The organism is Nocardioides sp. Root240 (assembly GCF_001428825.1).
GTDB lineage: Bacteria > Actinomycetota > Actinomycetes > Propionibacteriales > Nocardioidaceae > Nocardioides.
On record NZ_LMIT01000015.1, the window covers coordinates 325,583 to 348,534 of the forward strand.

Genomic DNA, 22,952 nt, shown 5'->3' on the forward strand with positions numbered 1-22,952 from the left:
GACCGGTGCCCTGCTCCGTCCCCGTGCCGAAGCGCCGGGGAGCGGAGCATCTCGAGCTGCCGCGTCGTAGCAGCGACGCGGCTGTCGTCCGCCTGCGCGGACGGAATGCATCACCCATCCCTCAGATGCAATGACACATCAACAGGAGACAGTAGCAATGCGCTCTACCTTCACGCGGCGCCGCCGCATCGTGGCCGGCCTCGCCGCGACCGCGGTCCCGGCCGCCCTCCTCGCCCTGGCCCCCGCGGCCGACGCGGCGAACCCCACGGGCTCGAACTACGAGCTCTTCTTCGAGACCAACCTGACTGGCGACCCCGCCAACAAGATCGTCGGCGGTGGCCGCTGGGGCCACGAGGGTGCCTCCCACCTCGAGGCGACCACCGTCTCCGGTGACCTGACCGACGGTGGTGCCGCCCTCGCCGCCGCGTTCGGGGGCAACACCGACAACTTCGCTCTCGTCTTCGTGCCGACCTCGGCCAACGGCTCGGCCGAGGAGCCCACCGTGACCGCCGGCCAGACCGTGGCCGACGCCTACCCGTACTTCACCGAGATCGGCTTCGCCACCGCGATGCAGGGTGCGTCCAACCCGTCGAACGACCAGGTCCTCCTGGTGTCGACCGCCGCCGAGTGGGCCGACTGGACCGCTGACGGCAAGCCGTCGCAGATCGCCTCGTCCAACGACCTGGTGCTGCACGACGCCGTCCGCCCGGGCGCACCGGTCTCGGCGCACCCGAAGGGCAAGTCGATCCTGAACCGCTGGGCCGCGGGCCAGAACATGTCGGCGGTCATCGTCAAGACCACCGGAGCGTTCGTCAACGGCATCCCGGTCATCGACGCCTCCACCGGCCACGCCGAGGCGGCGTGGGTCCCGTTCACCACCGCCGTCGACCCCGCCATCGGCACCACCTCGGGCATCGCCACCTCGGGTGCCTACAACTTCGCCGTCGCGCCGGCCACGACGACCACCACCTCCCTGGCGGTCACCGAGACGTCGCCGCAGCTGGAGACCGCCACGCTGCACCTGACCGCGACCGTGTCCCCGGCTGCTGCCGGCACCGTCACGTTCAAGGACGGCAGCACGACCGTCGGCTCCGCCCCGGTCTCCGGCGGCTCCGCCGCGATCACGGCGTCGCTCCCGGCCGGCTCGCACAACCTGACCGCGGCGTTCGCCCCGGCGGACACCGCGGCCTACGCGGCCTCGACCTCCTCGGCCGTGCCGTTCACGACGACCGCCACCCCGGCCGTCGCGACGACGACCGTGGTCAGCATCCCAGCCGGCGCCATCGCCTCCGGCGACTCCGTCCCGGTGACGGCGTCGGTCACGCCGACCTCTGCCGTCGGTGCGGTCCAGTTCAAGGCCGACGGCGTGAACTTCGGCTCGCCGGTCCCGCTGGTCTCGGGCGTCGCCTCCACCAGCTGGACGGCCGTCGGCGGTGGCCACAACATCTCCGCGGCGTTCATCCCGGCCAACCCGGCCGCGTTCACGCCGTCGACGTCGTCGGCGCAGCTCGCCACGGTTTCGTACCCGGCCAACCAGCCGGTCCCGGACGAGCAGACCATCGTGGCCGACGTCGACGCCGGTGCGATCACCATCTCGACGCCGTACACGCCCACCAACCCGCTCGTCGTCGACGGTGACCCCTCGACGCCGCTGGTCGCCGACCCGCTCAAGCTGAACCCCACCAACACCATGTACACCGGGTCTGCTGCGTTCGAGCACATCATCGTGACCGACACCCGTGCGGGTGGCCTCCCGTGGACCCTGACTGCCCTCGCGGGCGCCCTCAGCGAGCCGCTGGGCGGCACCATCAACGGCCAGAACGTCGGCCTCACGAACCTGGCGGAGCAGCCGGGCACCAGCGGCGTGGGCGTGCTCACGGCGACCGACGTCCAGGCGGCGAACGCCGTGGCCGCCAGCGACGCCGGCGCCCTCGGCCTCGGTGGTACGACGGGCCACGAGGTCCTTCGTCGTGCGGCTCCCGGCACCGGCACGGTCGAGTACAAGGGCCTGCTCACCATCCAGGCCCCGACCTCGACGCAGGCCGGCCACTACACGGGCACCGTGACGTTCACGGTTTCCTGACCCAGGACCGCCTTGGGGGCGGAGGAGGCCGACGGGCCTCCTGAGCTGGGTCGGGCGCTCCGGCGCCCGACCCAGCGACACCGCCCCCGGGGTGGGGATCCACCCACAGAAACGGACGCCCCCAGAATGCGCACTCTCCTCCGGCCCCTGCTGGCCACCCTCCTCGTCGTCGCGGCGCTGCTGTCCGGCACCGTCGGCGGCACGGCCGCTCCCGCGGTCGCCGACCCGACACCGTCGGCACCGACCGACGGCGCGACCGACGGCGCGACCGACGCGCCGGTCGACCGCTCCGACAACATCACCTTCGGCATCGGGCCGGCGCACGCCGTACCCGAGGACCAGGTCGTCGACGGCCGCCCCTACCTGCAGTACCTCTCGGGCCCCGGTGGCGCGGTCCGCGACACCGTCGCGCTGATCAACTACGGCACCGAGCCGATCGCCCTGAACGTCTACGTGACCGACGCGGTGCAGGGCACCGACGGTGCCTTCGGGCTGAAGGCGGGGGACGCGACGCCGAGCGACGCCGGCTCCTGGTTCCGGCTGAGGGCGCCGGGCTCGAGGAAGCTGGTCGCCCGCGCACGGATCACGGTGCCGGGACGCAAGGGCGGCGACTACGGCCGGGTGGACGTCCCCCTCGAGGCCCGGATCCCGCTCGACGCGACGCCCGGCGACCACGTCGGCGGTGTGATCGCGTCCCTCGTCTCGACGGGCAAGGACGCCGACGGCGCGCGGATCAAGTTCGACCAGCGGATCGGCCTGCGCACCTACTTCCGGCTGTCGGGTGACCTCGAGCCGCAGCTCGCGGTCGAGAACCTGCACGCGTCGTACGACTGGAGCCCGGAGGCCCACGGGCGGGACTCGGTCACCGTCACCTACGACGTCCGCAACACCGGCAACGTCCGCATGAACGCCGCGCAGCTCGTCAACCTGCAGCGCCCGTTCCGCGACGACATCATCGTGCGGCCGGCACCGGTCGCCGACCTGCTGCCGGGCGCGACCCTCTCGGTGAGCCAGACGGTCGAGGGCAACTTCTCCGCGGGCCCGCTCACGCCCCTCGTCTCGCTCATCCCGGTGCCGGTCGACGACACCGTGCCGGCCGACCGCACGCCCGTCCAGGGAAGCGTCGAGGTGTGGGCGTGGCAGTGGATCGTCGCGGCGGTCGTGGTCGTCCTCCTGCTCCTGCTGCTCCTGGCCCTCGGCCTCCGGCGCTGGCGGGGCGCGCGCGTCAAGGTCCACGGTGGCCGGCGGCGCAGGACGGGCAAGCCCGCGCCGGAGCCGCAACCGGTCGCCCGCGTCGCCGTCATCGGCCTGGCGACCTTTCTCGTGGCGGCGGTCGCGGCGTTCGTGCCCGCAGCACACGCCGACGTCTCGAAGCCCGGGGGCGGCAAGATCTTCCTCGAGACCGGCAAGCTGACCGGTGACCCGGAGCGCGCGATCACCGACGGCGTCTGGGGCCACGAGGGCAAGGACGGCAAGCTCGGCACCTTCGTCGTGGCCGACCTGACCGACTCGAGCGGCAGGATCACCGATGCCTCCCAGGCCTTCTGGATGAAGCGCTTCGGCATCACCGACTTCAACAACATCGGGATCGCGTTCGTGCGCGCCAGCGCCGACGGCACGACCGAGCGGCCGAAGGTGACCAAGGGCCAGACCGCGGCCGACGTCTTCGAGTGGTTCACCGACTTCAGCCTCGGCGTCGGCTGGGCTGGCACCGGAGAGCCCTACACGGACCAGGTGGCCGTGGTCCACACCAAGGCGGAGTTCGCGGACTGGATCAAGTTCGGCTCGCCCGCCCAGGTGTACGACGACAAGCTGGTCGCCCACGACGCGCTCGTCGACGGCGAACCGGTCTCCGCGCACCCGTCGGGCAGGTCGATCCAGAACCGCTGGCCGGCGGGGGAGAAGCTCAGCCTCGTCATGTTCCAGTACGACGGCTTCGACGAGAACGACGTCCCGATCGTCGCGGTCGCCGACGACGGCCGCGCTCGGTCGGCGTGGCTGACCTTCCGCACGGTGGCGGGCAAGGACGACCCGTCGGTGCGGACCTCGGCCGGCTACCACGTCCTCGGCGCCAGCGTGCTGCCGAAGAAGCCGTCGGAGGTCTCGAAGGACCCGTCCGCCGAGGTGAACGGCAAGAAGGGCGCGACTTCCCCGGACGCCGGCGACGCAGCCACCGGTACGCCGGACGGCACGCCCGCCGCGTCCGCGACCGGCTCGTCGTCGGTGATCGACGAGTCCGCGTCGTTCGGCACGTTGTGGACCGGCTCCGGCTGGGCCTGGCCGATCGTCGGGTTGCTCATCGCGGTCGGGGGATTCCTCGCCGCCACCTCGCTCCTGCGAGGACGGGTGGACCGACCTTGAGCCGGGACCCCCGCGGTGCGGCCACGCGCGGGGGTCTGGCCCGGCTCGGGGCGGTGCTGGTCGCCCTCGTCGGCCTGGCCGTCGGTCCGGCAGCAGGACCGGCCGCCGGAGCAGCACCGGACCCCGGTGCCGGTGACCTCTTCCTCGCCACCGACACGGCGGGCGACCCGGCCACGGCCGTCGACGATGGCGGCTTCTGGGGCCACGAGGGGCCGGCGCGCGAAGGTGCGACCGTGCTGTCGGCGGACCTGACCGACGGCGGCGCCGGCTTCCTGGGGCAGTTCGGGTCGGGCGCCTCGATGGCCGACTTCGCCCTGGTGTTCACCCCGACGTCGACCGACGGCTCGGCCGAGGCACCGGAGGTGACCGCCGGGCAGACCGTCGCGGAGGCGTACCCGTACTTCACCCGGGCCGGCCTCCAGACGCCGTTGCAGGGCGATCCCGCGCACCCGGCCGACGACCAGGTCCTGCTCGTGTCGACCCAGGCCGAGTGGGACGACTGGGTGGCCGACGGACGACCGGCGCAGGCGGCGTCGTCCGACGACCTGGTCGTGCGCGACACCGACCTGCCCGGCGCACCAGAGGCCGCGCACCCGCGGGGGAGGTCGATCCTCGACCGGTGGGCGGCCGGCCAGCGCATGTCGGCAGTAGCCGTGAGGACCACTGGGGAGCTGGTCGACGGCGTCCCGGTCGTCGACGCCAGCCAGGGGCGTGCACAGGCCGCGTGGGTCAGCTTCACCACGGCGGTCGACCCCGCGGTCGGCGACGCCGACCATCCGGGTGTCGCCACGTCGGGCGCCTACCAGCTCGGATCCGGTACGACGCCCGCCGGGAGCGGCGCCGCGACGATGACCGTGCTGTCGGTGCCCTCCGGGCCCCTGACCGCCGGTGTCCCCGTGCCGCTCACCGCGGCGGTGGTCCCGGCCGCGGACGGCACGGTCGAGGTCCGCGACGGGACCGACGTGCTGGCCGTCGTCGCCCTCGACGCCGACGGGGTGGCCGCGTGGTCGTGGACGCCGAGCCCGGGGCACCACACCCTGACAGCGGTCTTCCGGCCGCGGGACGGTGCCGCGTGGGCGGGCTCGTCCTCCCCGCCGACCCCGGTGGAGGTGGTGGACGCAGCGCCCCGTCCGTCCGGCGGACGGGCGGGCGACGGTGTGCCCGAGGGCATGCTGGTCGTGTCGACGCCCTACACGCCGGACCATCCGCTCGACCTCGGCCGGCTGACGATGGCGCCCGACGCGGCGACGTACACGAGCTCGGTCCCGTTCGACGGGGTGCTCGTGTCCGACACCCGCGCCGGCGGGCTGCCCTGGGAGCTGGCCGCGCTGGCGACGAACCTGACCGGCGCGAACGGTGCCGTCATCAACGCCCAGAACCTCGGCCTGGTGCACCTCGTCGCCGACATCCGGACCGGCTCGGGCACCGCCGCACCGGTGGATCGCCCGGGTGCCTTCCCTCCGGTCGAGGCCGCTGCGGCCGGCGCGCTCGGCCTCGGGCTCGACCCGAAGCCCGTGATGAACCTCACCGCGGGACCCGGGACGGTCGAGCTGTCAGGCGTGCTGATGCTCCGCGCGCCGGTATCGACACCACCCGGTCACTACACGGGCATGGTCACCTTCACCATCGATTAACCAACCGGACACCCGCGTAGGGCTCACTTCTCCTGAATCTCGGGCTGCCTTGTCTTTCTGACGTCCTTGGAGGACCACCCATGTCCCGCATGCAGTCTGTCGTGCGGCGCCCTCACCGGCTCATCGCCGGTGCTGTCGCCGCCGCGACCCTCGGCTCGATCGGCCTGGTCGCCGTCGAGCCGGCCGCGAACGCTGCCAACCCGACGGGTTCGATCGTCGAGATGTTCACCGAGGCCGGAGCGCCGACCTACGACCCGGCCAACCGGATCAACGGTTCCGGGTTCTGGGGCCACGAGGGCCCGAACCACGACCAGGGCACCTACATCTCCTCCGACCTGTCCGCCGGCGAGGCCGCGTGGCTCGCGAAGTGGGAGGGCGTCTCGGACTCGAGCTCGTTCGCCGTCGCCTTCGTGCCGAAGTCGGCGGACGGCTCCGCCGAGCGCCCGGTCGTCACGGCCGGCGAGAGCATCGGCGACGCCTACGACTACTTCACGGTGGACGGCAACAACGGCATGGGCGGCTGGACCGGTTCGGCCAACCCCGCGCTCGACCAGGTGATGGTCGTCTCGACGCTCGCCGAGCACGAGGCATGGGTGGCCGATGGCGGCCCTGCCCAGATCGCCTCCTCCGACGACCTGGTCATGCACGACGCGTTGCGTCCCGGTGTGCCGGTCTCCGCGCACCCGCGCGGCAAGTCGATCCTCAACCGCTGGGCGGCAGGCCAGGAGATGAGCCTGGTCTTCGTCCAGATCGACGGCACCCAGGGCGGTCTGCCGATCGTGCACCGTGGTGCGGACGGCCGTGCGGTCGCCGCGTGGTTCAACTTCACGACGCAGGTCGACCCGGAGGTCGGCGACGCCGGCCACGCCGGTGTCGCGACCTCCGGCGGCTACCTGATCACCAGCGCCCTCGAGGCGCCCGACCTCTCCCTCGGTACGACGTGGAGCGGCACCACCGCCACCGTCACCGCGACCCTCAAGGGCACCGGCGGCGCGACGCTGACCGACGCCACCGGCACCGTCCAGTTCTCGGCGAAGCCGAAGAACAACCCCACGGGCTCGTTCACCCCTGTCGGATCGCCGGTCCCGGTGACGGCCTCCGGCACGGCGTCGTACGACGTCACCGGCCTGGTCCCGGGCGACGCGCAACAGTTCCAGGCGGTCTACACGCCCGACACCGCCGGCGCCACCAAGTACACCGCGGCGACCAGCAACAACCGGACGGTCACCTCCAGCAAGGCCGTGCTCGCGGTGACGGGCACCCTCAAGGCGGGCTACAAGCAGACGCTGACCGCGGCGATCACCCCGATCGGCGCGACCGGCACGGTGACCTTCTTCGACGGCACCACCGCGCTCGGCTCGGCCCCCGTCTCGGCGAGCACGGGCAAGGCCGTCGCCACGCTCGCGCTCAAGGTCGGCGCGCGCTCGCTATCGGCCACTTTCGCCCCGAGCAGCGCTGGCTACAACGCGGCCACGTCGGCGACCGTCGCCAGGACCATCGCCAAGGCGACGCCGACCGTCACGGCCGTCCGCACGCCGACCACGGTCCGCAAGGGCGTGCGGGCCAAGCTGGTCATCACGGTCAAGGCGACCGGCCTGGTGCCGACCGGCACCGTGACGGTCACCTGGGACCCGGCGACCGGAGCGACCAAGATCCTCAAGGGCACCCTGCGGGCGGGCAAGGTCACGATCACGCTGCCCGCCGCGGTCAAGGGCCGCACCGTCGTCAAGGTGAAGTACTCGGGCAGCTCCACCGTCGCCACTGCATCGAAGGCCCTTCCGGCCTACACCGTCCGCTGATCGCGGACCGACGCACCACCAGGGGACAACCCGCATGAAGAACACCGCCACCGGCGGTTCGGCCAGCACGCCGTTCCGCTGGTCCCGGATCGCCCTGGCCGTCGTCGGCCTGGCACTCGCCGGCACGGGACTCACCGGAGTCTCCGCGCCGGCGGGTGCCTCGGGCAAGGTCGACGACGGTTCCGACTGGGGATCGCAGGGCACGCTCTCGAGCGACAGCGCGATCACCGTGCGCTGGGACAACGGGGGCAACCCGGCGTCCAGCATCGTCCCGCGGGACGGCGGACAGCGGATCCCGCACACCAAGGACCCGGACACCGGCGCGCTGCGCACCTACGACGACATCAAGGCGTCGGTGACCCAGCCGTACGTCGACTACTTCAAGGACCTGTCGGTCACGGTGTCCCAGACCCAGGACCTGGTCAACCAGTCGGTGTCGATCGACATCAGCGGCGTGAAGGCCGACCGTGTCACCGCCGGCGCGCTGGAGTCCCGGGCGTCCTTCCAGGTCTTCCAGTGCTGGGGCGGTCTCACCGACACCGGCAAGCCGGACCCCGGTGCCGCGAACCCGGACCCCGCGACCTGCCAGTTCGGTGCCGGTGGTCCGGACGTGACGGTGGGCCGCAGCCGCGAGGAGCGGCGGATCCTCGACGACACCCTCGCCGTCGGCGGTGACTGGCAGGAGCACTACAACAAGGGCTGGGTCCCCTTCACGGCCATCACCGGGCGCAGCGTGGACGGGGAGGAGGGCAAGAACCCCTTCTTCGACCGCAACATGACCAACGAGTTCTCCAACATCTCGGTGACCTCGGCCGGCACCGCCCAGCGCCAGTTCGAGATGCAGACCACGGTCGAGTCCTACGGACTGGGCTGCGGGAAGCGCTCCGACGCGGCCAGCACCGGCTCGTGCTGGCTGGTGGTCGTACCGCGGGTGGTGGACGTGCTCCCCAGCACCGGCGCGATCTCGCCGTCGGTGTGGGCGCAGCGACTCCAGGTGAAGCTCGACTTCCGCAAGATCTCGGTCGGTTGCCCCGGCGGTACGTCGCGCACCCTGATCGGTGGCTCGGAGATGCTGACCAACGCGGCCGAGTCCTGGGTGCCCGGGGTGTGCGGCGCGCGCGACATCGCACTGGGCTACAGCCAGCTCGGCGACCCGGTCGGCCGCAGCCAGTACGTCGCCGGCCAGAACGCGGCGATCCTGACGTCGGAGCGGCCGGACAAGGCAGCCGTCCCGGTGCCGGTCGCGCTCGCGGCGCCGACGGTGGCCTACCAGCTCACCTACCAACCGGCCTGCGCGCAGAACGCGCCGACGACCGACGAGGGCGCCACCCAGTGCGGGTACGACGACCTCGCCGCCCTGCGGGCGGACCACGCCAGGGCGGGCACGCCGGTGCGTGACCTGAAGCTCGACGCGCGGCTGGTCGCCAAGCTGCTCACGCAGTCCTACTACCTGTCGATCCTCGACGACTCCGTGCGCCTGCCGCTCCCCGCCTGGGGCACGCGCAAGCGCCCGAAGTTCCTGCTGGACGACCCCGAGTTCAAGCGGCTCAACCCGCAGCTGCGCCACATGGCGTCGAACGCCGGCGACCGGACCGACCACCTGATCCTCGAGGCGATGCGTTCCGACGCCGCCACCAGGGTCTGGCAGTGGCTGCTCAGCGACCCCGACGCCCGGGCCTTCCTCAACGGGTGCCCCGACCCCGACGGGCTCACCGTCAACCCGTTCTACTCCACGCGCACCTACGTCGGCTGCGAGGACGACAAGGACGCCCTCGAGCGGCAGGCCGACGCCGACCGCGAGGCGACCAAGAAGTCCTCGGCCTACGTCGACGGCGCCGTCTCGTACCCGCCCGCCGGCTCGCCGTACCCGATGCCGACCTGGCAGGAGATCCCGCCGATCCTCGGAGCGGGCGGCGAGGTCACGAAATCGGCGTACACGCTCACGGACCTGATGCCGCGGGTCGACTCGATGCCGGCGTCCGGCCGTGAGGTCGGCCGTGGCCACATCCCGGTCAACAGCCTGCTCGGCTGGTGCCCGACCAACGAGGACGAGACCTGCCAGCCCGCGCCGGGCAAGTACAAGGCGGACAAGAAGCGGCAGAACCCGGCGGAGCTCAACCTGCTGGCGATCACCGACACCGCGTCCGCCGCGCGGTGGCGGGTGCCGACCGCGCAGCTGTGCTCGAGCGACGGCGGCCAGTGCGTGGGCGCCGACGTCGGCTCGCTGCGCAAGGCAGCGGACCGGTTCACCAAGGACGACGCGGGTTGGTACGTCGCCGGTGGCACCGACCTCGCCAGCGGCGCCTACCCGCTGACCCTTCCGGTCTACGCCGCGATCGACCCGACGCTGCCGCTCGCCGACCGCAAGGTGTACGCCGACGCACTCGACTTCGTCACCACCCGGGGCCAGGTCCCCGGGTTCGAGGCCGGCGAGCTGCCCCCGGGCTACGCGCCCCTCTCGGAGACGCTGCGCACGCAGGCCCGGGCAGGCATCGCCGAGCTGCGCAAGGCGGTGCCGGTCGTCGTCGACCCGAACGACGACGACGAGGGCGACGACCCCGGCAGCACGCCGGCCGTCGCCGACCCGGCGCCCGAGGTCGACCCGGCCGGCGGCCCGAAGGCCGGGGCGACCGACGCCCCCGGTCCGGCGACGTCGACCGACCAGATCATGACGGTGTCGGCGAGCACCGACACCTGGGACTGGTGGGTGGTCCCGCTCGGGTTCAGCCTGGCGCTCGTCGCCGGCCTGGCCGGGCCCGTCATGCGCCTGCGTGGACGATTCGCGGTGGGCCGATGACCGCCACCGTCCTCCCGGACTACCCGGAGGCGGGCGCCGACGACGCCGTCGCCCGCAAGGTGCCGGTGATCCACGCCCCGACGGACCAGGTCTTCCGGCACACCAGCCGGGCCGCCGGCGGCATCGTGCTGGCGCTCATGGTCCTGATCGGTGTCTTCCTCACGGTCAACTCCGTCGACGCGATCAGCTCGGTCGGGGTGGGCAAGTGGGTGACCACCCAGGAGTGGTCGCCGGAGAACAACAGCTTCGGGATCGCCGCGGTGCTCCCCGGCTCGATCGTCATCGCGCTGGTGGCGCTCACCGTCGCCGTACCGCTGTCGATCGGGGCGGCGCTGTTCATCACCGAGGTCGCGACCGGCCGGCTCCGCCGGCTGATGACCGGCATGGTCGACCTGATGGCCGCCGTGCCGTCGCTGGTCTACGGCGTCTGGGGCCTGGCCTACTTCCAGACCCACGTGGTGCCCTTCGCCGAGTTCCTGGCGAAGTACTTCGGCTGGATCCCGATCTTCGACGTCCGGGGCGTCGACCCGAGCAACGCGTTGCCGAACCCGGCGCTCTACACGTCGTCCTTCTTCATCGCCGGCATCATCGTGTCGCTGATGGTGATCCCGATCCAGACGTCGATCATGGTCGAGTCCTTCTCGCGCGCACCGCAGGGGGAGAAGGAGGGCGCCTTCGCCCTCGGCGCCACCAAGTGGGGGATGATCCGCAACGTCGTGCTGCCCTTCGGCAAGGGCGGCATGATCGGCGCCGTGATGCTCGGCCTGGGCCGTGCGCTCGGCGAGACCATCGCGGTCTACCTGATCATCTCGCCGCTCTTCGAGATCAAGTTCCGCATCCTCGAGAACGGCGCGGTCACGATCGCCGCCATGATCGCGCAGCGGTACGGCGAGGCGAACGACTTCTCGATGTCCGCCCTCATGTCCGCCGGCCTGGCGCTGTTCATCCTGACCATGTTCGTCAACTTCACCGCCTCGTCGATCATCTCCCGATCGCGCTCCGGCGCCGACAGCGAGGGATGATGACGCACACGATCGACCCCACCGTCGACCACACCATCGATGCAACCCCGCAGGCGGGGCGGGTGCCGACCACGGTCCTGCCGCGCGAGACCCTGCCGCCGCTGGAGCACGAGCCGGACCGGGTCCGCGTCGGCGCGTCGCAGCACGAGCGCTACTCGCTGCCCGGCGCCGTCGCGGCCGCGCTGGCCACGGCCCTGCTCATCGGGCCGGTCCTCGGGATGCTCGGGATGGGCTGGGTCCCGCTGCTGACCTTCGTGCTGTTCATCGTCTACTACTGCGTGCTGATCAGCCTGACCGAGGACAAGCGGGCCGTCACGGACCGGTTCTGGCAGGTCCTGCTGTGGTCGACCGGTGCCCTCGTCACCGGCGTCCTGGGCATGGTGATCGCCTACGTCTTCGTCCGCGGCTGGGGCGTCTACCGCCAGATGGACTGGACCGACCTGCGGCACAACTTCATCACGAGCGACATGGGCCTGGCCGGTCCGCTGTCGCCGATCACCGAGGGCGGTGTCTTCCATGCCCTCGTCGGGACGCTCGAGCAGATCGGCATCGCGCTGGTCATCACCGTCCCCCTCGGTACGGCGACCGCGCTGTTCCTCTCCGAGGTCAAGGGCCGCTTCGCGCGCTTCGTGCGGACCGTGGTCGAGGCGATGACCGCGCTGCCGTCCGTCGTGGCGGGACTGTTCGTCTACTCGACGGTGATCCTGCTGTTCACCAAGGAGCAGAACGGCATCGCCGCGGCGCTGGCGCTGACGGTCCTCATGCTGCCGATCATGATCCGGTCGGCGGACGTCGTGCTGCGACTGGTGCCGGGCAACCTCCGCGAGGCCGGTCTCGCCCTCGGGGGTGGCCAGTGGGCCGTCGTACGGCACGTGGTGCTGCCGACGGTGCGCTCCGGACTGACCACCGCGATCATCCTCGGTACGGCCCACGGCATCGGCGAGACCGCGCCGGTCCTGCTCACCGCCGGGGTCACCTCCAACACGAACTGGAACCCGTTCAGCGGGCCGCAGACCTCGCTGCCGCTGCAGGCGCTCGAGTTCATCAAGGCCCCGCAGCCCTCGTTCGTCACGCGTGGCTTCGCGACGGCGGCGCTGCTGCTGATCGTGGTCCTGATCCTCTTCACCCTCGCCCGGCTCATCGGCGGCCAGCGGGCCGGTGAGCTCAGCGTCCGCCAGCTGCGCCGCAGGATGGCGCGCTCGCGGCGCGACCAGGGGCGCGTCGAGTCCAACCACGACGTGATCCGCCACCAGCTCGAGCTGCTCCGCGCAGCCCACTCGCTCGACTCCCGAGGAGACCACCCGTCATGACCGACCGCACCCCCAGGTCACGCACCCGCCGGCTGCGCGTCGGGGTCGTCGCCGCCGCGCTGGTCGCGCTGAGCGCCGCCGCACCGGCCCTCGCGATGCCGCGGGCGGCCGCACCGACGGCACCCATCTCGGGCTCGGGCTCGTCGTGGGCCGGCAACGCGGTGGACGACTGGAAGGCCGCCATCAAGGCCCAGAGCGTCACCGTCAACTACAACAACGCCGGCTCGTCGCAGGGGCGCAAGGACTTCGCCAACGGCCTCGCCGACTTCGCCGTCTCCGAGATCCCCTACACCGGCGACACGGCCGACCCGAAGGACAACGTCCGGCCGGACTTCAGCTACGCCATGCTGCCGGTCGTCGCCGGCGGGACCGCGTTCATGTACAACCTCAAGGTCACCGGCCAGCAGTTCAAGGAGCTCAAGCTCGACCAGCTCACGCTGGCCAAGATCTTCAGCGGTCAGATCACCCAGTGGAACGACCCGGCGATCAAGGCGACCAACCCGGGCAAGGCGATCCCGCAGCAGCGGATCACCGTCGTGGTGCGCGCCGACGGCTCGGGCGCGACGGCTCAGTTCACGCTGTGGATGCTGCGGCAGTTCCCCGCGCAGTACAAGGCGCTCTGCTCCACGACCGGCGGTTGCGACGGCAAGCACGCGACGTCGTACTTCCCGACCAAGAACCTGAGCAACTTCGTCGCCCAGACCGGCTCCGTGGGTGTCACGACCTACACCTCGAACACCGAGTACACGATCAACTACGACGAGTACTCCTACGCGCAGAACCTCGGCTTCCCGTCGGCGCAGATCAAGAACGCCGCCGGCTACTTCACCCTGCCGGACCAGTACGCCGTCGCCGTGGCGCTGACCCAGGCGAAGATCAACAACAACAAGGCCTCCGACAACTACCTGTCGCAGGACCTGGCCGCGGTCTACCCCTACAAGGACCCGCGCAGCTACCCCCTGTCGGCCTACTCCTACATGATCGAGCCGACCGAGACCCGAGGAAACTTCGACAAGGCCAAGGGCACGACGCTGGCCTACTTCGAGCAGTTCGTGCTCTGCGAGGGCCAGCAGACGATGGGACGCCTGGGCTACTCGCCGCTGCCGATGAACCTGGTGCTGGCGGCGCTCGACCAGGTGCAGAAGGTGCCCGGCATCGGCGCCGACACCAAGGCCAAGATCGCCGCCACCAAGAACGGCGTGAAGACCGGCGGAGCCAACCCCTGCAACAACCCGACCTTCAAGCCCGGCGACAGCCCGAGCAACAACCAGCTGATCAAGAGCGCCCCCTTCCCGGAGGGGTGCGACGCCGCCTGCCAGGCGCCGTGGATCAACGCGATCGGAACGGGCGGACCCGGAAAGAACCCGACCGGCAACGGCACCGGCACGACGGGCGGCACCGGCACCTCCGGACCCGGTACGACGGGGACGGGCGGCGACGGGACCGGGGCAGGGCCGGGCGCCGGCCCGGCTGCCGGGGGCACCAGCTGTGACCCCGTGACCGGACTGTGCACCGGAGACCAGGGCTCGGGTGCCGGCACCGGCGACCCGAACGCGAGCGCCAACCCCTACAACCTCACCCGCCAGAAGACCTGGGGCACCGCGCAGCTCGCGCTGCTCATCAGTGCGCTGCTGGTCGCCCTGCTCGTGCTGGGCCCGCCGATCGCGGCCCGTGCGCTCGACGGCGGTACCCGTGCGCCGCGCCGCGTCGCCGGCACCCCGCCGGTGTCGGCCGACCCGCCGGCCCCGCCGACCGCGAGCCCGGGTGCGCCATGACGGCCGCCCCCGAGGCGCCGCAGCGCAAGGACCGCCGCCGGGAGCGGACCGGTCCGGGGGCGGCCCTCCGCGCGCGGATGCCCAAGGTCGAGCGGGTCGCGAACCCGGCGCCGACGGACTGGCGGCTGGTCGTGGCGTCGTACGCACTGTCGATGCTGTCGGTCGTCCTGCTCGCCCTGCTGCTCAACCTGACCGTGATCAGCCAGGTGCAGCACTTCACCTCGCAGAACAAGCTGTACGACCAGCTGCGGCTGACGATCGCCGAGGGCTCGGTGCCGATCGGCCAGCGCGACGTCGACGGTGAGCTGGTCGAGGCCGGCACGCCGATCGCCCTGCTGGAGATCCCGCGGCTCGAGCTGCGCGAGGTCGTGGTCGAGGGATCCAGCTCGCGGCAGACCAAGCTCGGCATCGGGCACCGGTTCGACACGCCGTACCCCGGCCAGGCGGGCGCGTCCGTGCTGGTCGGCCGGGCGTCGGCGTACGGCGGCGCCTTCCGCTGGATCGACAAGCTGCAGCCCGGTGACACGATCCGCGTCAGCACCGGCCAGGGCACCTCGGAGTACTCCGTCATCGGCGCCCGCCACGGGCAGCAGGACCTGCCGGCGCTGGAGCCGGGCAAGGACGGCCGGCTCACGATGATCACGTCCTCCGGCCGGCCCTTCCAGCCCAGCGGCGTGACCATGGTCGACGCCGAGCTGACCACCCCGGTCTTCCCGCGCCCGTCCATCGCGATCGCCGAGGGCTACGTCAAGCCGGACGAGCGGGTGCTCTCCGGCGACACCAGCCGGGTCTTCTCACTGTCCTGGCTGATCCAGCTCCTGGTCGCGGCCTCGGTCGCCGCGGTCTGGGCGGCCAAGCGCTGGAACCGCCTGGCGACCTGGATCGTCTTCGTCCCCGTCATCGCGATGCTGGCGCTCGCCTGCGCCGACCGCGTGACCGACCTGCTGCCGAACACCCTGTAGTCCGGCCCACCCCGACAGGAACCACCATGACCGAGTACGACGCACCACCGCTCCCGGCGCTGGACGACGCGACCCAGACCATCCCCGCGGTGCCCGCCGTCGTCGACGCCCCGGCTGACGGGGCGACCCGGCGCCGCCTCTTCGGTGCCCGCGGCCGCAGCGAGCGCCCGGCCCCGGCCGAGGGCTACGCCCCGCTGACCGACGTGATCGCCCAGCGGGTCGGTGCCGGCAACGCCGCCGAGCTGCGCGCCGACGACATCACCGCCTGGTTCGGCGAGCGCAAGGTGCTCGACCGGGTCTCGCTGACGATGCCCGCCGGTGAGGTCACCGCCCTGATCGGCCCGTCCGGCTGCGGGAAGTCGACCTTCCTGCGCATCCTCAACCGGATGCACGAGCTGGTCCCGTCGGCGTCGCTGTCCGGGCAGGTCCTCCTCGGCGACGAGGACATCTACGGCCCCGACCAGCGGGTCACCCACGCGCGCCGCCGGATCGGCATGGTCTTCCAGAAGCCCAACCCGTTCCCGGCGATGTCCATCTACGAGAACACGATCGCCTCCCTCGCCCTGACGGGCCTCAAGGCCAGCAAGGGGGAGAAGGACTTCCTCGTCGAGGACTCGCTGCGCAAGGCGTCGCTGTGGGACGAGGTCAAGGATCGGCTGCACCAGCCCGGTGGCGGTCTCTCCGGTGGTCAGCAGCAGCGGCTCTGCATCGCTCGCGCGATGGCCATCGCCCCCGAGGTCCTGCTGATGGACGAGCCCTGCTCGGCCCTCGACCCGACCTCGACGCGCCGCGTGGAGGAGACGATCGCCGAGCTGCGCGGGCAGGTCACGATCGTCATCGTCACGCACAACATGCAGCAGGCGGCACGTGTCTCCGACCGGTGCGCGTTCTTCCTCGCTGCCATGAACACCCCCGGTGTCATCGTCGAGCACGGTGACACCGAGGCCATGTTCAACTCTCCTCGGGACCCGCGCACGTCCGACTACGTCCACGGACGCTTCGGATGAGCAACCCGACCCTACGGAGGCGGCGCGATGCCGCACGACACCACGACCGTCCTCGGGGGACTCGATCCCCGCGTCCTGGAGCGCCTCGCGGGTGCGCCCGCCCACTGGGTCGACGGCGGCCCGATCAGCGGCTGGAAGCCGGTGCACAGCCGGCACGCCAAGACGCTGGCGGCCTCGGGGCAGCGCGCGAAGTTCGTCTTCACGCGCATCGCCACCCCGGTCGCTGACCCGGTCATCGAGGGCTGGGTGCGCCACCAGGACAGCCTGGTGGCGCCCCGGCGACGGACGGGCGACGCGCTCGTGTTCTGGCGGCTCGCCGTACGGCAGCGGGCGTTCGCGATCGACGCGCGGCCACGCGCCGATGTCGCCACCGCGGTCGAGAACACCCGCAGGCTGCCGCTCAAGATCGGCCGGCTGCGGGTCGCGCTCGCCTTCCTGCCGGGCCGGCTGGTCCCGGCGTGGGCGGTGCACGACGGCGTGCAGCCGGTGTTCGTCGGGCTGCCGGACCACCACCTCGTCCCGACCGAGGACGTGGGGGAGAGCCTGGCTGCCATCATCGCGCTGGCCCGCTGGAAGTCGCAGGTGCACGACGTGATCGCGGCCCCGTTCGCGGACGCCGCGTCCTGACGGCTCCGCCGGAGGCCCCCGGTACCCTTCTCCGGTGAGCGACATCGAGATCGGCCGAGCCAAGCGGGCCCGCCGCGCGTACTCCTTCGACGACATCGCCATCGTGCCGTCCCGGCGCACGCGCGACCCCGAGGAGGTCAGCGTCGACTGGCAGATCGACGCCTACCGCTTCTCGCTGCCGATCCTCGCCGCCCCGATGGACTCGGTCATGTCGCCCGCCACCGCGGTCGCGATCGGCCAGCACGGCGGCCTCGGCGTGCTCAACCTCGAGGGCCTCTGGACGCGCTACGACGACCCCGAGCCGTTGCTCGAAGAGGTCGCCGGCCTGCAGGGCGTCGAGGCCACCCGTCGCCTCCAGGAGATCTACGACGAGCCGATCAAGGCCGAGCTGATCACCGAGCGGCTGCGTGCGGTGCGTGAGGCCGGCGTGACCGTCGCCGGCTCGCTGTCGCCGCAGCGCACCAAGGAGTTCGCCAAGACGGTGACCGACGCGGGCGTCGACCTGTTCGTCATCCGCGGCACCACGGTGTCCGCCGAGCACGTGTCGAGCCAGGCCGAGCCGCTGAACCTCAAGGAGTTCATCTACGAGCTCGACGTCCCGGTCATCGTCGGCGGTTGCGCGACCCACCAGGCCGCGCTCCACCTGATGCGCACCGGCGCGGCCGGCGTGCTCGTCGGCTTCGGCGGCGGTGCCGCCCACACCACCCGCACCGTCCTGGGCATCTCGGTCCCGATGGCCTCGGCCGTCGCCGACGTCGCCGCGGCCCGCCGCGACTACCTCGACGAGTCGGGCGGCCGCTACGTCCACGTCATCGCCGACGGCTCCATCGGCACGTCCGGCGACCTCGCCAAGGCGATCGCCTGCGGCGCCGACGCCGTGATGGTCGGCTCGCCCTTCGCGCGCGCCACCGACGCCCCCGGCCGCGGTTTCCACTGGGGCGCCGAGGCGCACCACGCGGACCTGCCACGCGGCCAGCGGGTGCAGTTCGACCAGGTCGGCACCATCGAGGAGATCCTGTTCGGGCCCTCCCGCGTCGCCGACGGCACCATGAACCTGATCGGTGCGCTCAAGCGCTCGATGGCCACGACCGGCTACACCGAGCTCAAGGAGTTCCAGCGGGTCGAGGTCGTCTCCAGCTGAGGTCGTCGCTGCGTTGATCGTCGCCGCCGCACAGGCCGAGTCGCGCGCGGGAGACCTCGCGTCCAACGTCGCCACGGCTGCCCGGCTCGTCCGACAGGCCCAGGCCCGGGTGGTCGTGCTGCCCGAGGCCTTCCTGACCGGGTACGACGCCAGCGTGTTCGCCGGCAGCCTGCCGACCCTCGACGACCTGGCCGGCGGGGTGCTCGACCCCCTGCGGGAGGCCGCGGCCGCGTACGGCACCACCGTGGTGGCGTCGGCGGCGCTGCTCCGCCCACACGGCCGAACCCTCTCGTCGGTCGTCGTCGAGCCCGACGGCACCACCACGGCGCCGTACGACAAGCAGCACCTGGACGGCGACGAGCCGACCTGGTTCGTCGCCGGTCGTGCCGGGGCGGAGGTCGTCGTCGACGGGCACCGCCTGGCCCTGTCGATCTGCCGCGACGGCAGCGTCCCGTCCCACGCCGCGGCGGCGGCTGCCGCCGGAGCCTCGGCGTACCTGTGCTCCGCCGCGTACTTCCCCGGTGGCGCCCGCCGCATGGACGTCACCTACGCCGCCCGCGCCCTCGACCACCGCTTCCCGGTCGTCGTCGCCGGCCTGACCGGTCGCTGCGGCACCCACACCTTCATCGGGTGCTCGGCGATCTACGGCCCCGACGCCGAACTGCTCGCGCGCCTCGGCGCCGAGGAGGGCATCGCCCTCGCCTCCCTCTCTTCCGTGGGTTCCTGACCCTTGACCTGGTCCGGGCACAGGCGGAGGCTGTGCTCAGCGCTGTCTTGCGTTCATCGGACTCTCGACCCCCGTCCCTCGGGGACGTCCGTGTCCGGGAGAATGAGGGGGAATCCGTGACTCAGAGGTCCTTGTCCCTGCGTGCCGCACTCGTCGGGGTCGTCGCCACCACGGCGCTCGGTCTCGCACCCGTCTCCGCGCAGCCCACCGCCGCGGCGCCGGCCCCGGTGGCCGACGCCAGTCCTGCCGGTGCCCGTCCCTACACCGCCGGTCGCTACATCGTGACCTTCGCCGACGAGCCGGTCGCCAGCTACACCGGCTACGCCAAGGGCTTCGCGGCGACCCAGCCGGCGCGCGGCCGGAAGGTGAACGTGCGCTCCGCGGCCGCCAAGGCGTGGAGCCGACACCTCACGACTCGTCACGACGCCGTGCTGGCGAAGGTCGGGGCCACCAAGGTCTACGACTACACGGTGACCAACAACGCGGTTGCAGCACAGCTCAGTGCCAAGCAGGCGAACCAGCTGGCGAAGACGCCGGGCGTGCTGGCACTGAGCCGCGACCAGCTGCGCCACCCGGACACGTCGTACTCGCCGGAGTTCCTCGGCCTGACGGCCCCGGGCGGCCTGTGGTCGCGGTTCAGCGGGGGCCAGTCGAAGGCGGGTGCCGGGCTCGTCGTCGGTGTCCTCGACACCGGCATCTGGCCCGAGTCCGCCTCGTTCGCGGGTGGCACCGGGATCCCGGTGCCCTCGACGTGGCACGGGACGTGCGTCTCCGGCGAGCAGTTCGACAAGAACCTGGCCTGCAACGACAAGCTGGTCGGCGCGCGCTACTACTACGCCGCGTTCGGCAAGAAGCTCATCGCCAAGTCGGACTACCTGTCCCCGCGCGACGGCGACGGCCACGGCTCCCACACCGCGTCGACGGCCGCAGGCCGCGCCAACGTGCCGGCCTCGATCGACGGGCGCAGCCTCGGCTCCGTGTCGGGCATGGCGCCGGGCGCGAAGGTCGCGGCGTACAAGGTGTGCTGGTCGGGGAAGGGCGTCCCGGACGGCTGCTTCAACTCCGACAGCGTGGCGGCGATCAACCAGGCCGTCGCCGACGGCGTCGACGTCATCAACTACTCGATCGGCGGCACCTCGGAGTCCGGCGTGCTGGACCCGGTGGAGCAGGCGTTCCGCGCCGCGTCCAACGCGGGGGTCTTCGTCGCCAACTCGGCCGGCAACTCCGGCCCCGGCGCCAGCACCCTCGACCACCCCTCGCCCTGGCTGACGACGGTCGCCGCGGCCACCTTCCGGCGCGCGTTCAACGTCGTCGAGCTCGGCAACGGGGCTCGCTACGTCGGCGCCTCGACCACCGGCACCCTGCCGACCCCGACCCGGATCGTGACCTCGGCCAGCGTGAAGCTGGCCGGCGCGACCGTCGTCGACGCGAACCGGTGCATCGAGGGAACGCTCGACCCGGCCAAGGCGGTCGGCAAGATCGTGGTCTGCGACCGTGGTGTCAACGACCGGATCGCGAAGGGCTTCGAGGTCAAGCGGGCCGGGGGTGTCGGCCTCGTGCTGGCGAACGTCTCGCCGAACTCGATCAACGGTGACTACCACCCGATCCCGGCCGTGCACGTGGTGGACACCGACGGCGCCGCGATCAAGGCCTACATCGCTGCCAACGGTGCGGCGGCCACGGCCAGGATCGTGCCGTTGACGGCCGGCGAGCTCGCGGCGGCGCCGCAGGTCCCGGAGATCGCCGAGTTCTCCTCGCGCGGCCCGTCCACGACAACGGGCGGCGACATCCTGAAGCCCGACATCGCGGCGCCGGGCGTCGACGTCCTCGCGGCGGTCGCACCTCCGTTCAACCACGGTCGGAGCTTCGACTTCATCTCGGGTACGTCGATGGCCTCCCCGCACATCGCGGGCATCGGCGCCCTGATCAAGGCGCGGCACCCGAGCTGGCTGCCGTCGGAGATCAAGTCGGCCATCATGACCAGCGCCAGGGACACCGTGTCCAGCGCGAACGACCCGTTCGCGCAGGGTGCCGGCTTCGTCGTGCCGAACGACGCGGACGACCCGGGTCTCGTCTACCCGACCACGGCGACCGACTACCGGCGCTACCTGGTGGGCCTGGGCGTCACCTTCGCACCGCCGAACGACACGCTGACGCCGCTGTCCGCGCCGGACCTCAACCAGGCGTCCATCGCCGTCGGCTCGGTGCCGGGCGTCGCCTCGGTGACGCGCACGGTGAAGAACGTCGGCAGCACGGAGGCGACCTACACCGCCGACGCGAACGTGCCGGGCTTCGACGTGACGGTCACGCCCAGCCAGCTCACGCTCGCCCCGGGCGCGACGCAGACGTTCACTGTCACCTTCGCCCGGACCGACGCCGCGTTCGACGCGTTCACCACCGGCGCACTGACGTGGACCGACGGGGTGCACGACGTGCGCTCCCCGATCGCGCTGCGCCCGGTCGGGGTCGCTGCCCCGCACGAGGTGCACGCCGACGCCAGCGCCACGGGCAGCCAGGAGTTCGACGTGACCCCCGGCTTCACCGGTGCCCTGAGCAGCACCGTGTCCGGGCTGACCGGCGTGACCCCGACCGCGGACTCGGTGGCGACCTCGGCGTTCGACGCGGAGAACCCGGTGGCGGACGCGGGCACGAAGGTCTACCACGTCGTCGTCCCGGCCGGGACGAGAGCCGCCCGGTTCTCGCTCGACGCGAACGACGACACGGCCGACCTCGACCTGTACGCCTACCAGGACGGCGAGCTCGTGGCGCTGTCGGCGTCCAGCGCGGCCGATGAGGAGGTCACGATGCTCGACCCTGCGGCGGGCACCTACGACGTCTACGTCAACGGGTTCTCGACCCCGGGCGGCTCGACCGGCTACGGCCTGGCCAACTTCGTGGTGGACGCGGCTTCGGCCGGGAACGCCTCGGTCGCGCCCGACCCGGCGTCGGTCACCCAGGGCGTCGACACCACCCTGACCGCGAGCTGGACCGGTCTCGACCCGGCCAAGCGGTACTTCGGCGTCATCAACTACGCGGGCACGACCAGCTTCACCTACCTGTCGGTGGGCTGAGCCCGCGGCGACACCTTCAGCACGGCGGGCCGGGGAGTGATCCCCGGCCCGCGGGNGGTGAGCCCACGTGTCAGCGCATCGACAAGCTCATCCCTGCGGCTTTGCTGCCAAGGCGTCGGAGTCGTGTTGATCAAGTGGTGGGTCAGCATGACCTGGTCGCCCGGCCACCGTGTTACCAGTTCTGCGCTGCGCTCCGGTCCGATCACCGCGACAACGTCCTCGCCGAGGAGCCTCGCCGCCGATCGGGAGAGGTCTGAACTCTCCGCGACCAAGAGGTCGTTTCCTCTGTCGGTCTCCCACAGGCGTTGCTGCACGGACGGCGACTCCGCGTACCAGTGGAGTGCGAGGGCGATGTCCCGGGCGTCTCTCGTCTCGCCCCATGCTGATCGGTCCAGCCAGGCCATGAGCTTGGCCGCCGTGTATCCAGCAGGATCGGGGATGCGGATGGTCATGCCGTCGAGTGCGAGCGGTAACGATCCGGCGAAGATCTCCTCGAATGCCCACACGCTCATGGCCTCGTCCCGGGGCGGTGGCGTCACCGTTCCGGTAGGGGCCTCGACGGCGCCGAAGGCGATGAGGTCCACGGGCATCGATGCGATCCGGTACCGGATCTGGTTCGACCCGACGGGCTGGAAC

Annotated in this window: 14 protein-coding genes; all 14 read left to right on the forward strand. The window is 71.9% G+C overall.

The genetic code is table 11. The features are described from left to right. Nucleotides 1–157 precede the first annotated feature (157 nt). Nucleotides 158–2,083 (forward strand): Ig-like domain-containing protein, encoded by a 1,926-nt coding sequence (locus ASE20_RS22690; protein WP_056896835.1) that lies wholly within the window; start codon nt 158–160, stop codon nt 2,081–2,083. Nucleotides 2,084–2,209: 126 nt separating this feature from the next. Further along, nucleotides 2,210–4,444, forward strand: coding sequence for a hypothetical protein (locus tag ASE20_RS22695; RefSeq protein ID WP_056896836.1), 2,235 nt, complete (start codon nt 2,210–2,212; stop codon nt 4,442–4,444). Beyond that, nucleotides 4,441–6,078, forward strand: a complete 1,638-nt coding sequence (locus tag ASE20_RS22700) for an Ig-like domain-containing protein (RefSeq protein ID WP_157538311.1) — start codon at nt 4,441–4,443, stop codon at nt 6,076–6,078. The genes ASE20_RS22695 and ASE20_RS22700 overlap by 4 nt, the downstream gene beginning before the upstream one ends. A gap of 80 nt (nt 6,079–6,158) precedes the next feature. Further along, nucleotides 6,159–7,877, forward strand: a complete 1,719-nt coding sequence (locus tag ASE20_RS22705; protein ID WP_056896838.1) for an Ig-like domain-containing protein — start codon at nt 6,159–6,161, stop codon at nt 7,875–7,877. A 34-nt stretch (nt 7,878–7,911) separates the two neighbouring features. Then, nucleotides 7,912–10,674: a hypothetical protein gene (locus tag ASE20_RS22710; protein WP_056896839.1), complete on the forward strand. Its 2,763-nt coding sequence runs from the start codon at nt 7,912–7,914 to the stop codon at nt 10,672–10,674. Then, complete coding sequence (gene pstC / locus ASE20_RS22715) at nt 10,671–11,696, forward strand: phosphate ABC transporter permease subunit PstC (protein ID WP_056896840.1); 1,026 nt, start codon at nt 10,671–10,673, stop codon at nt 11,694–11,696. Before ASE20_RS22710 ends, pstC begins: the two co-directional genes overlap by 4 nt. Beyond that, nucleotides 11,696–13,006 carry a PstA family ABC transporter permease gene (locus ASE20_RS22720; protein WP_082612799.1) on the forward strand — a complete coding sequence of 437 codons (1,311 nt, stop codon included), beginning with the start codon at nt 11,696–11,698 and terminating at the stop codon, nt 13,004–13,006. Before pstC ends, ASE20_RS22720 begins: the two co-directional genes overlap by 1 nt. After that, on the forward strand, nt 13,003–14,781 hold the full coding sequence (locus ASE20_RS22725) for a substrate-binding domain-containing protein (RefSeq protein WP_056896841.1): 1,779 nt from the start codon (nt 13,003–13,005) through the stop codon (nt 14,779–14,781). The genes ASE20_RS22720 and ASE20_RS22725 overlap by 4 nt, the downstream gene beginning before the upstream one ends. Next, nucleotides 14,778–15,743 carry a sortase gene (locus ASE20_RS22730; RefSeq protein WP_056896842.1) on the forward strand — a complete coding sequence of 322 codons (966 nt, stop codon included), beginning with the start codon at nt 14,778–14,780 and terminating at the stop codon, nt 15,741–15,743. The genes ASE20_RS22725 and ASE20_RS22730 overlap by 4 nt, the downstream gene beginning before the upstream one ends. Before the next feature lie 26 nt (nt 15,744–15,769). Beyond that, nucleotides 15,770–16,750 carry a phosphate ABC transporter ATP-binding protein gene (locus ASE20_RS22735; RefSeq protein ID WP_082612801.1) on the forward strand — a complete coding sequence of 327 codons (981 nt, stop codon included), beginning with the start codon at nt 15,770–15,772 and terminating at the stop codon, nt 16,748–16,750. A 27-nt stretch (nt 16,751–16,777) separates the two neighbouring features. After that, complete coding sequence (locus ASE20_RS22740) at nt 16,778–17,377, forward strand: hypothetical protein (protein ID WP_056896843.1); 600 nt, start codon at nt 16,778–16,780, stop codon at nt 17,375–17,377. A 34-nt stretch (nt 17,378–17,411) separates the two neighbouring features. Further along, entirely contained in the window at nt 17,412–18,518 is a 1,107-nt protein-coding gene (locus tag ASE20_RS22745; RefSeq protein ID WP_056896844.1) for a GuaB3 family IMP dehydrogenase-related protein, read from the forward strand. A 13-nt stretch (nt 18,519–18,531) separates the two neighbouring features. Then, nucleotides 18,532–19,245, forward strand: coding sequence for a carbon-nitrogen hydrolase family protein (locus tag ASE20_RS22750; protein WP_056896845.1), 714 nt, complete (start codon nt 18,532–18,534; stop codon nt 19,243–19,245). A 116-nt stretch (nt 19,246–19,361) separates the two neighbouring features. Continuing rightward, nucleotides 19,362–22,316: a S8 family serine peptidase gene (locus tag ASE20_RS22755; protein ID WP_162260966.1), complete on the forward strand. Its 2,955-nt coding sequence runs from the start codon at nt 19,362–19,364 to the stop codon at nt 22,314–22,316. The last annotated feature ends 636 nt before the right edge of the window (nt 22,317–22,952 follow it).